Source organism: Arthrospira sp. PCC 8006 (assembly GCF_046480465.1).
GTDB classification, from domain to species: domain Bacteria; phylum Cyanobacteriota; class Cyanobacteriia; order Cyanobacteriales; family Microcoleaceae; genus Limnospira; species Limnospira platensis.
The window spans coordinates 1-11,128 of the sequence record NZ_PKGG01000176.1 but is presented as its reverse complement, the minus strand read 5'-3'; the positions used below and the strand labels follow the sequence as shown (position 1 = coordinate 11,128).

Genomic DNA, 11,128 nt, shown 5'->3' with positions numbered 1-11,128 from the left:
CGAAGTCCGGGAATACCTTTTGGAAAAGTGGGGCCGAACCTGTGCTTACTGTGGTGCTAAACCTGTACCCCTTGAAGTTGAGCATATTCAGCCCCGGTCTAAGGGGGGCTCTGACCGGGTGTCTAACCTGACGATCGCTTGCCACTCATGCAATCAAGCCAAAGGCAATGGGGACATTCGGGATTTTTTATCGGGCCAGCCTGATGTCCTGAGTCGTCTTCTGAGGCAGGCCAAATCACCCCTTAACGATGCGGCTGCCGTTAACTCGACTCGGTGGGCCTTGTTCAAGGCTCTCAAAGCCACAGGACTTCGGGTCACCACAGGAACCGCCGGACAAACGAAGTTCAATCGACTTCGGCTTAACCTACCCAAGGCTCATTGGCTTGATGCTGCCTGTGTTGGAGACGTCGAATCACTCGATATTGTCACGTCAAAACCGTTGCTGATTCTAGCGAAGGGGCATGGAACTCGTCGGATGTGCGGGACGAATAAGTACGGATTCCCCACTCGTCACCGCTCCAGGAAGCAAATTCACAAAGGTTTTCAGACTGGCGATATCGTCACGGCTACGGTCACGGCCGGGAAGAAAATTGGCTCCTATGTAGGACGGGTTCTCTGCCGTGCCTCTGGCAGTTTTGATATGACCACCGCCTCGGGACGGGTGACAGGCATCAACCACAAATACTGCCAACCTATTCACCGAAAGGATGGTTACGCCTATGCTTGAAAGATTCACGGGGACTAAAGTCCCCCGGTCCCGTTTCCTCCCCGGTCTAAAGACACGGGGCTTCCACGCTCCCCAGAGGTTTACGTGAGGGAGACCTGTATTATGTACTGACCGCTAACCATGTTGTCCGCAGTCCCGATGAATACATAATTATCACCCATGACGGCCAAAAATACGCCCTAGACTACGATCGCGTCATTAGACTACCGGGAATCGACTTAGCAGTTTTAGCCTTCAGTAGCGATCGCACCTACCCCCTGGCACAAATTGCCGATTATGATTATGATGCCGAGTCCCGACACATTTTCATTTCCGGCTGGCCAGAATTTCAGCCCCGCCTATTTACCGCCGGGTTACTAATTAGCGAAGCCTACAAACTCGCCTTTGTCAAAGAACCCACCACCCGTGGTTATGACCTATTTTATACCAATTTCACCCAGGTAGGTATGAGTGGGGGGCCGATTTTAGACACCCAAGGTCAGGTAATTGGTATTCATGGAATGTCAGAAGGTCAAATCCTCATAGACCAGATCACCGGAACCAGCAATCGAGTTACAGTAGGCTACAGTGCAGGTATTCCCGTAAACCGATTTTTGCAATCAGGGATTCCCCTTAACCTCAATATCAGCGATCGCCAGCCAGACCCCCCTACTCCCCGGGAATTACAATCTATTTCCGCTTATATGCAGGTTCCCCAAGTTAGCGATCGCTTTAGCGCCATCGACTGGACTAATCGCGGAAATCAGCTTTATCGCCACGAAAGATGGCGAGACTCCTTAGAAGCCTTTGAAAGGGCTATTAATATACAATCTACTTTTTATCCGGCTTGGTATGGTCGCGGAAATGCCTTATCTTCCCTGAGTCAATACGATGAGGCGATCGCATCCTATGATCGCGCTACCCAACTCCAACCTAATTTTCATCCCGCATGGCGTGATCGTGGGGCGCTATTAATGTCTATCGGTCGCCATGAAGAAGCCTTACAAGCCTTTGACCGCCTCCTACAAATTCAACCTGATGATTATGGGATTTGGTATTTACGAGGCAATATTTTAATGAATCACCTAGATGACTACCCAGAGGCGGCGAAATCTTATACTCGCGCGATCAATATCAAACCTGATTTTACCCCCGCTTTGACAGCTCAAGCCCAAGCCCTATTTCGCCTCGGAGACTATGGAGAGGCGATCGCATCGGTAGACGAATCTCTCCATCACAATCCTCACCAAAGAGAAGCCTGGGTTTTAAGGGGTCAAATCTTTATGGAAATTAAACGTTACGCACAAGCCCTTAATGCCTATAATCGCGCTATTTATCTTGATAGTAACCACTCCCAAAGTTGGTTAGGTAAAGCGATCGCCTATCTGCGACAGGGCCGCGACCAAGAAGCTAAAGATCGCGACCAAAGGGCATTAGAAATCAATCCTGGCGACCTAGAAATTCAACAATTTCTGCAAACACTCCCCTAAAAATCAGTAGGGGCAGCTTTGAGCCGCCCCTATGACCAAACTACATTGATGTACCTACACTTTCGCGATCGCCATCCTCATTCGTGCCTTCATAACCACTTTGAACAACTAGACCGTGGTTGTTGAAGCTTTTCCAGGCAGGCGAATTAGGCGAGGAGATCGCCGCCACATCAGAAACCAAAGCTAGACCCCCACCCGTCGAAGCCACTAGCCCGAGTAACACAATTATTTTCTTCATTTTTCGATGCACCCTGATTTTTTACCTACCCAGTTTTGACCTGGCTGGGTAGCCCCCAGTGGGTTATAGCTATCTCCCACCCGACAGCAAAATTAATCAACTCATAACCCCGGACAGAGGCAGTCCTCTCACCAGAGATTTGTTAACCAATTACCGCTTCGAGCCTAAGTTTATATTGTCTTATACACCTATAGGTTTTGGGTAGTGGGCAGTAACCCATCAGGGGGATAACCACTGATAATCTCAATTTCAAATTTCGATAAACTTATACTTAGTTAGCACGGGGGTCCGGGAGACTAAATATCAAGCAATTGGCAGTTTTTCTGAAGAGGCAAAAAACTTGATGGGAGCCAATTATACTGACTCCCCAGACCTGCTAAATCTTTCCGGTTAACTGTAAATATTGGCAACGGATTTTTCAAACTCCATGCGCTGTTTAGCTTTGTTGAGAAAATATCCATTCATCATCGCAGAAGCTAGAAGACGACCAAGATTTTCACGGCTAGTAGTAATTGTCACATCAAAATGGTCAGAAGGCAATCCACCAAGGATTTGTAGTAGATTATGTTCCATCAATTGAGCTACATCCGGATCAGGTTGGGAGAGTTGGGCTATTGTTTCCGGGGGCATTGATTTCACATATTGCCACAATCCATTACTGCCGGAAAGGCGATCGCCACAAAACTCAGGAACTCCATTTGATTTGTTATTCATTTGCCAGATCCTGTAATAATCTATCTTTAACTACACTATAGCGATATTAGTAGCACCATTGACAGTGATTAAAACCGAACCTCAGTAGACGGCTACCGTAACTAATTTCCCCCCTGATAACGTTCGACTAGGATAATTGCCACGATATCATCAATGGGTCTGGGGGGAACCCGCATCCCCTGGGGTAACAGACGAGATAGACCCTGGGGGGGATACATTTCCCAATAGCGATCGCGTGCTTGCAAAGAACTATAACGCTCATCAACTTCCACTATCTGAATGGACTCGGGAAGAACCGCGCGCATTTGTTGTTTCCAGGTCCGGGAAGTGGTTTGATTTCCCATCACCACCAGTTGCACCGAAAACTGACTACAGAGTGATTTTACCGTAGCGATCGCATCATTCGCCGCCACTACTTGATGGTAATAAACCTGTTGATTGTCCCCTACCACCGCCACCCCGCATTTATCCCGACCCGGGTCAAAACCCAAAATCACCACCGCCAAACCTCCGCCCAATCAATATCATCCAGTTTTCGGGTCTGTTGACGAGTGCTAATCAACACCTCCCCGTTATGACGCGCCAACAAATCCAAGCGCAGGGGACCGATAGTATAAGTATCCTGCGCCGCCACCGCTTGTAGTTCCAAGGTTTGATCATACTCCTCCAACCGCTGAATAAAAGAAATCAGAGTATCTATGCGATCGTCACTCATTTCTATCGAACCATTTACCACCCCTACAAAACGAGCCCTAAAACTCGAAGCATCCAAAAGCTGTTGTAATTGCTGTTGCAGCCTTTCCGAAGTCATAGTAGCCGGATTTAAAGAAGTTCCCGCCACAATTTGACCACTGCTAAATAACAGTTGATTCAGTTCCGCCCTAGTATAAACTGCCACCCGTTTTTCACCCACTAAATAATTAGCAGCCGCGACGATTTGTACCACATACTCCTCACCATCATTAATTTCCTCAATCAGTTCTTCAACCTCAGCTTTAGTAATCATAACTACCATATCTTGATTAGCACTTTGATTACCCATTTGCACAAATCTTAGGGCATTGCGGTTAGCTTCTTGTAGCAGTCTATTTACCGCATCTTTAGAACTGTCTTTATCCCCAATTCTCACCAATCCACTCGCCAGAACTTCACCCCGTTTGAGAGCTACACTACCCTCTCGCAGCATTTGAAAACCCCGTTGAGCATTAGCTTTTTGTTCTTCCAATTGCTGTTGAGCTATTTCCAATTCAGATAAGCGTTTTTCCCGTTCAGCAATCACCATGTCTTGGTCAGCAATTTGGCGATCGCGATCTTCTATCTGAGCCGACACCCTCTCCCGCTGCTCGATTAAATCTTGACGTTCTACTTGTAGTTGATCTATTTCTGTTTCCAGCTCTTTTTTTTGCTGGTATACTTGACTTAATTGAGATTCTATGCTATCTACTTCCGCCTCAATCTCAGTTTTCGCCGCTTCCATTTTACTGAGTTGATTCTGAAGTTGATGCAATTCACTCTCCGTATTTTCCAGGCGACTTTGAGCCCTTTCCAATTCTTGCTCACGTTCGGATACTTCTACCTTAGCATTATTGAGAGAAGAATTAATTTCGTTTAAGTAATCAACCGCTGCTTGTAGTTCATTTTGAGCCTGTATTAACTCCGATTCTACCCGATGCTTTTCTACCTGAGCCTGGGTCAAATCCTTACGAGCCTGATTGAGTCTATCCTGAATTTGGTCAATAGTAAACACACCCCGGCGCAGAGGTTTACTGGTCGCGAATAAAATCACTAAGGTTAAGGCTGAAAGCATAGTTCCCGTGGCCATAGTCACCACAGCCGCCGTTTTTTTGGGGCGCATTTTAAATAAACTGAGGCGAGCCTTACCAACCTTAGTCCCGAGGCGATCGCTCACCACCGCGATCACCCCTCCCAGAGTGAGAATAGCAATAACAAAAATAAAAGCAGCGGTCATATCAGTTTCAAGGCTAGGGGTTAGAATATTCGATTAATCCTCCATTGCTATCATCTTCCATTGTGAAGCCAATTTTTCCAAGTTGCAATAGTTATGGACTATCCCGGAGCCCAAAATCGGGAAGCCTCGGGAGTCACGAATCGAGATCATCCCCAAAACCAGAACGGTATATGATTATTGTTAAGCTCAAGCTGAGAGCCAATTCTGGTGAGGCTGTGACAGCCAGACTGACCCGATAATTTTTCAGGTAAATTGTTGGCTCAGGGTAACAGGATTATGAACAGTAATTTTCTTTTTATAAATCGAGATCATATTTTTCTGTCGTAAGTCTCCCAAAAGTCGAGTTACAGTCACCCGCGTTGAGCCAATAGCCTCAGCGATCGCCTGATGGGACAATTTGAGATCAATACGAATCCCATCTCGACCGGGAACCCCAAAATCTCGACACAAAATCAATAAAAAACTCACCAATCGCGATCCCATATCCCGATGCGCCAAAGTTTCGATCATCATCTCCGTTTGCAGAATGCGAGACGACAGACCCCGCAACATCACCATAGACAATTCGGGATCACTTTTCAGAGCCTTTTCCACCTGTTCAATGGGAACAGAAAGCAATTCCACCTGGGTAAAAGCCACCGCATGGTAAAACCGATCAGACTTATGACCCGTAATCAGCGAGAGGACACCAAAGACACTATTTTCCCTAAGTAGAGCCACAGTGATTTCCTCTCCCGCCTCATAAACCCGAGACAGCTTCACGGCTCCCTTAATTAAGACATAAACCCGCTCGGCTGGATCACCGGGGAAAAATATAGTTTTACCACGGTCAAAACTCTCCACCACAGGGGGAAACGCTCCGCCACCAATTTGACGGAACACTGATGCTAACGGTCTATCATACGTCACTGACCCGATTCCTTCCACTTAACCACTGCGCTAGTTTGACTCTGACTTGAACTGACTTTAAATGTTCACCGACTCGATGCTTTCAAATCTGGCGACCAAAACCCTCGTGCAGATTAAACTCTATTGACATCCTCCCTCGTTAAGCGAAAGATTATAATGGGAGATCCCCTAACACTCACCTAGAGTCATTCCCTGGCACAAAGGTTTTTACCCTGACCTGGAATCAAAATTGTGAGTATCTCAGTACGTCCATTTATACAGGTCATTGGTTTCATGTCTACCCAGAGTATATCTAAGCCAACGGAGTTGGTGTCGAAAAAACGACTCAATTGCCATATTTTGGCGATGCCAAAGATTTTGACCTGAAATTAGCCACCTGCGATCGTGAACTGGGTGCATACTATGCCCGCCGGCTCCTGATTCATCTAGGCACGCCAAAGGGATTCTACCACCAAACCTCTTGTTTTCAACCCCCAATTGTGGGAGTTTTCTCGTCCCCTTTTCAAATACAATAATCTACTATGTTGGATTTAAACGGAAAAAACGCACTGGTCACTGGCATTGCTAACGAGCGTTCCATCGCTTGGGGTATTGCCCAACAACTCCACTCCTGCGGTGCTAACCTAGGAGTCACCTATCTACCCGATGACAAGGGACGGTTTGAAAAAAAGGTTCGCAGTCTAGTCGAACCACTCAATCCCAGTATCATCATGCCCTGTAATGTCCAGGATGATGCACTGGTAACATCCCTATTTGATACCATTCGAGACCAATGGGGGAAACTCGATATCCTCATCCACTGTCTGGCTTTTGCTGGTAAGGAGGAACTATCGGGAGACTTTAGCACCGTTTCCCGTGAGGGTTTTACTCGCGCCTTAGATATTAGTTCCTACTCCCTGGTACAGTTGAGTGGCGCTGCTAAACCCTTGATGACCTCTGGTGGTAGTATTGTCACCCTCACCTATTTAGGGGGAGTTAGGGTAGTTCCCAACTATAATGTCATGGGAATTGCTAAAGCTGCCCTAGAAATGAATGTCCGCTATTTGGCCGCTGAATTTGGACCCTTGGGGATTAGGGTTAATGGCATCTCCTCTGGACCGATTCGGACTTTGGCTTCCTCAGCCGTTGGCGGCATTTTAGATATGATTCATCATGTCGAGGAAATTGCCCCCCTAAAGCGGACTGTCACCCAGACTGAAGTAGGAAATACCGCCGCCTTCCTATGCAGTGATCTCTCCAGTGGGATTACTGGCCAGATAATTTATGTCGATTCTGGTTACTGTATCATGGGAATGTAGCCACAAATCCTAATGGTTATCATGGGACTCGGGGAGCGGTGAAATTAACTGTTCCCTGTTCCCACTCAGTTAAAGCTCCCTAAATTATTGACTATGCAAACTCGCGATCGCCCATCAACTTCTACACCAGGAACTAACCCTAATATCAAGCATAACCGCATTGCCACTGTTAAGCGTACTACTGGGGAAACTGATGTTTCTGTGACGGTAAATTTGGACGGTACAGGTAGCTGTGATGTGGCTACCGGAGTGCCTTTTTTAGACCATATGCTACACCAAATTGCCTCCCACGGTTTATTGGATTTGGAGATTAAAGCCGTCGGGGATACTCATATTGATGATCATCATACTAATGAGGATGTGGGCATTACCTTGGGTCAGGCTTTGGCAGCAGCTACAGGCGATCGCAAAGGAATTGTCCGGTTTGGGCATTTTGTCGCCCCCCTTGATGAAGCCTTAGTTCAAGTATCCCTAGATTTTTCCGGTCGTCCTCACCTTAGCTATGGCTTGGAAATTCCCACACTCCGGGTAGGAAACTATGATACCCAGTTAGTGCGAGAATTTTTTGTGGCTGTGGCTAATAACAGTTTAATGACCCTTCATATTCGCCAGTTGGACGGGATCAATTCTCACCATATTATTGAAGCGGCATTTAAAGCCTTTGCGCGATCGCTCAGAATGGCCCTAGAAATCGATCCACGTCGTGCGGGTACTATTCCCAGTTCCAAAGGCGTTTTATAACTCATCGAAAACTTGGGGTGGGAAGGCGACCCACCCTACAACAGGGAGAGACGGCTATCAAAGAAGGTGCGTCCCCAGTCTACTTATCTCTTTTTCCGTTAGTTATGGGAAGGTGACGCACCCTACACCGGGGAGAGACGGCTATCAAAGAAGGTGCGTCCCCAGTCTACTTATCTCTTTTTCCGTTAGTTATGAGAAGGTGACGCACCCTACACTGGGGAGAGACAGAAGGTCTACATTTGATACCTCAATAAATCAACGGCTTCTTGATATTGGGGGTCGGCTTCTGTTGCTAATTGCGATCGCATTAAATTAGGACTTTTCACCATGCGATCGGGCATAATTCCCTGTTGGTTAATATCAGTATGGTTAGGGGTTTCATAATGAGCCACTGTCACCGCCAACCCCGCACCATCAGACAAATCAAAGAGGGATTGAATTAAGCCTTTCCCAAAGGTTTTTCACTCCCCAACCCATAGGCACAATTCCGGTCGGGACAATTAACTTATCGAATTATCTGCTGTGTTTAAATCATCTCGATCCGATAACGGCATGGTTTGGGCTAACAAAGGTTGGCAATTTTTCCATGCAGTCTACCTATTTTAAGTCCGGCTTTGGGGATTTCTGTTAACCCTTAATTTGACGAACTACGAGACGATAGAGGATGAGTAAAACCTCCCCAATCAACACCAAGGGGAAAGCCACCAGACCCCCGACAAAACACAGCATCAGATGAAGTTTACCCCGTTCGGAGAATTTTACCAGTTTTTTCAGCCAATTAGGAATGGGGTAAGCATCAAGGGGTAAATTCAGTTCTTGATAAATTTCTATGGCTTGCTGTGAGGCGGCAAACCCCTCTTGGTAGCGTCCTAGGGCATTGTAAGCATTGCCTAAATTGTTTAAAGAAGTGGCTTCAACCTGTCGGTTGCCGATGTCCCGTGCGATTTCCAGAGATTGTTGGTAAAAGGCGATCGCCTCTTGGTAGCGTCCTAGGGCATTGTAAGCATTGCCTAAACTGCCCAAAGAATTGGCTTCAACCTGTCGGTYGCCGATGTCCCGTGCGATTTCCAGAGATTGTTGGTRAAAGGCGATCGCCTCTTGGTAGCGTCCTAGGGCATTGTAAGCGTTGCCTAAATTGTTTAAAGAAGYGGCTTCAAMCCSTCGGTCGCCGATGTCCCGTGCGATTTCCAGAGATTGTTGGTAAAAGGCGATCGCCTCTTGGTAGCGTCCTAGGGCATTGTAAGCRTTGCCTAAATTGTTTAAAGAAGTGGCTTCACCCCGTCGGTCGCCGATGTCCTGTGCGATTTCCAGAGATTGTTGGTAAAAGGCGATCGCCTCTTGGTAGCGTCCTAGGGCATTGTAAGCATTGCCTAAATTGTTTAAAGAAGTGGCTTCAACCTGTCGGTYGCCGATGTCCCGTGCGATTTCCAGAGATTGTTGGTAAAAGGCGATCGCCTCTTGGTAGCGTCCTAGGGAATAGTAAGCACTGCCTAAATTGTTTAAAGAATNTGGCTTCACCCCGTCGGTCGCCGATGTCCCGTGCGATTTCCAGAGATTGTTGGTGAAAGGCGATCGCCTCTTGGTAGCGTCCTAGGGCATTGTAAGCATTGCCTAAATTGYTTAAAGAAGTGGCTTCAACCTGTCGGTCGCCGATGTCCCGTGCGATTTCCAGAGATTGTTGGTGAAAGGCGATCGCCTCTTGGTAGCGTCCTAGGGMATGGTAAGTGTTGCCCAAATTGCCTAAAGAAGTGGCTTCATTCTTTTGRTCGCCGATGTCCCGTGCGATTTCCAGAGATTGTTGGTAAAAGGCGATCGCCTCTTGGTAGCGTCCTAGGGCATTGTAAACACTGCCCAAACTGCCCAAAGAAGCGGCTTCATTCTTTTGATCGCCGATGTCCCGTGCGATTTCCAGAGATTTTTGGTAAAAGGCGATCGCCTCTTGGTAGCGTCCTAGGGCATTGTAAGTGTTGCCTAACGAAGTTAAAGAGGCGTCATATCGCCAATCGTCTCGACGGGGCAGATTTTCGACTAATTGCTGGTAGAGTTCTGCAAGGAGTTCATTATTACCCCGTAAACTCAGGAAATCATCGACATCACCCCCATCCCGAATGACATCAAACGCCACCTCATACTCTGCCAACTCACAGCGATGATAAAACACCTCCAAATATTCCCGCACATCCTCCACTGTCTGCCACTCCGCCCGAGGCTTAACGCTACTCTCATAAAACCGAATTGCCCCTAAATGCGCCTCCCGCAAATCCCCCAAGCGAAACTTGAGATACTCCGCAATAAAAGGGAGGAATCGATACCCCTGAGCCTCTGCCAGTAAAAACCCCCGTTTCGCCAACCCCCGCAACTCAGAATGAGCCACCGTCTCCCCAATCATGGCACTGGCCACCGTCCCATCAAAGGCTTGACGCAACACCACCAACGACAGCAACAGCCGCCGCCATTTCTCCGACAATCCGTTAAAACTCGCATCCAACACCGCCACCAACTGCACTACCTCCTGACGGTGGTATCCCCTTAACCGCGACATCAACAGCCCCACATCCGCAATTCCCAACCCCGCCAACTGCCCAATCGTCACCTTCTCCCCCAACTCCTCATGCAGCAACCCCGCCACCAGTTTCAGCATCAGGGGATGTCCATTCACCTGGTTAACAAACTCCTGCAATTCCGCCTCGGTTCCCCCCACCGCCAACTCCCGCAACAGTTGCGCCCCCTCCCTCGCTGAGAGTCCCCCTAGGGCTAATTCTGTGGGGTTCTCCTGCACCAACTTAGGCGCAACTTGAGTCGTCACCAGAATTTCCGTCTGGTGACAGGCCCCCAGCCACCGCTGCAAAAAGTCTTGATAGGCTTCATCTTGCAATACCGACTCCAAATTATCCAACACCAGCAAAAAGCGCCGCCGTTGCAGACAATGAACCAAGACATTGGTTAAGCGAGTCTCTGGGATTTGTTCCAACTCCTGGGGGGAGAGTTTGCCCAACTCCTGCAATATCCCGCGAGCCACAAGGGAATAACTCGGACGCTGTCCCAAATCCAGCCACAATTTAT

The 11,128-nt window shown here is 47.8% G+C and carries 10 protein-coding genes and 2 pseudogenes; 4 read left to right on the top strand and 8 right to left on the bottom strand.

Annotated elements, in window-relative coordinates; all coding sequences use genetic code 11:
* A partial coding sequence (gene iscB / locus B9T16_RS20545) for an RNA-guided endonuclease IscB (protein ID WP_410245637.1) occupies nt 1-727 on the top strand: 727 nt, incomplete at its 5' end.
* A 95-nt stretch (nt 728-822) separates the two neighbouring features.
* The gene (locus B9T16_RS20540; protein WP_410245639.1) at nt 823-2,196 is read left to right on the top strand and encodes a tetratricopeptide repeat protein; all 1,374 of its coding nucleotides are present in this window, start codon (nt 823-825) and stop codon (nt 2,194-2,196) included.
* 40 nt (nt 2,197-2,236) lie between these two features.
* On the opposite strand, the gene B9T16_RS20535 is transcribed toward B9T16_RS20540, so the two are convergent.
* From B9T16_RS20535 to ntcA, 5 genes are all read right to left on the bottom strand, one after another.
* Entirely contained in the window at nt 2,237-2,419 is a 183-nt protein-coding gene (locus tag B9T16_RS20535) for a hypothetical protein (protein WP_231852108.1), read from the bottom strand.
* A gap of 405 nt (nt 2,420-2,824) precedes the next feature.
* The gene (locus B9T16_RS20530) at nt 2,825-3,148 is read right to left on the bottom strand and encodes a DUF760 domain-containing protein (protein WP_317264952.1); all 324 of its coding nucleotides are present in this window, start codon (nt 3,146-3,148) and stop codon (nt 2,825-2,827) included.
* A gap of 101 nt (nt 3,149-3,249) precedes the next feature.
* Nucleotides 3,250-3,645, bottom strand: coding sequence for a pre-16S rRNA-processing nuclease YqgF (locus B9T16_RS20525; RefSeq protein ID WP_410245638.1), 396 nt, complete (start codon nt 3,643-3,645; stop codon nt 3,250-3,252).
* Nucleotides 3,642-5,117 (bottom strand): DUF3084 domain-containing protein, encoded by a 1,476-nt coding sequence (locus B9T16_RS20520; RefSeq protein WP_410245636.1) that lies wholly within the window; start codon nt 5,115-5,117, stop codon nt 3,642-3,644. The genes B9T16_RS20525 and B9T16_RS20520 overlap by 4 nt, the downstream gene beginning before the upstream one ends.
* Before the next feature lie 243 nt (nt 5,118-5,360).
* Nucleotides 5,361-6,026, bottom strand: coding sequence for a global nitrogen regulator NtcA (gene ntcA, locus B9T16_RS20515; RefSeq protein ID WP_014274678.1), 666 nt, complete (start codon nt 6,024-6,026; stop codon nt 5,361-5,363).
* 521 nt (nt 6,027-6,547) lie between these two features.
* Here ntcA and fabI point away from each other — a divergent pair.
* Nucleotides 6,548-7,324, top strand: a complete 777-nt coding sequence (gene fabI, locus B9T16_RS20510) for an enoyl-ACP reductase FabI (RefSeq protein ID WP_006617541.1) — start codon at nt 6,548-6,550, stop codon at nt 7,322-7,324.
* 93 nt (nt 7,325-7,417) lie between these two features.
* Nucleotides 7,418-8,065 carry an imidazoleglycerol-phosphate dehydratase HisB gene (gene hisB / locus B9T16_RS20505; protein ID WP_006617542.1) on the top strand — a complete coding sequence of 216 codons (648 nt, stop codon included), beginning with the start codon at nt 7,418-7,420 and terminating at the stop codon, nt 8,063-8,065.
* Between the two features lie 233 nt (nt 8,066-8,298).
* Here the strand turns inward: hisB and B9T16_RS20500 are convergent.
* The 3 genes and pseudogenes from B9T16_RS20500 to B9T16_RS20490 form a co-directional block, all read right to left on the bottom strand.
* Nucleotides 8,299-8,526 (bottom strand): annotated as a pseudogene (locus B9T16_RS20500) (S41 family peptidase); the annotation flags it as partial.
* 166 nt (nt 8,527-8,692) lie between these two features.
* Nucleotides 8,693-9,583 carry a tetratricopeptide repeat protein gene (locus tag B9T16_RS20495; protein ID WP_410245635.1) on the bottom strand — a complete coding sequence of 297 codons (891 nt, stop codon included), beginning with the start codon at nt 9,581-9,583 and terminating at the stop codon, nt 8,693-8,695.
* A 52-nt stretch (nt 9,584-9,635) separates the two neighbouring features.
* Nucleotides 9,636-11,084: pseudogene (locus B9T16_RS20490) on the bottom strand (tetratricopeptide repeat protein); the annotation flags it as partial.
* Between the last annotated feature and the right edge of the window lie 44 nt (nt 11,085-11,128).

Bases quoted from the DNA above. Each gene is read 5' to 3' on its own strand.
- B9T16_RS20530 (WP_317264952.1), bottom strand. From the start codon at position 3,148: ATGAATAACAAATCAAATGGAGTTCCTGAGTTTTGTGGCGATCGCCTT.
- B9T16_RS20520 (WP_410245636.1), bottom strand. From the start codon at position 5,117: ATGACCGCTGCTTTTATTTTTGTTATTGCTATTCTCACTCTGGGAGGG.
- fabI (WP_006617541.1), top strand. From the start codon at position 6,548: ATGTTGGATTTAAACGGAAAAAACGCACTGGTCACTGGCATTGCTAAC.
- hisB (WP_006617542.1), top strand. From the start codon at position 7,418: ATGCAAACTCGCGATCGCCCATCAACTTCTACACCAGGAACTAACCCT.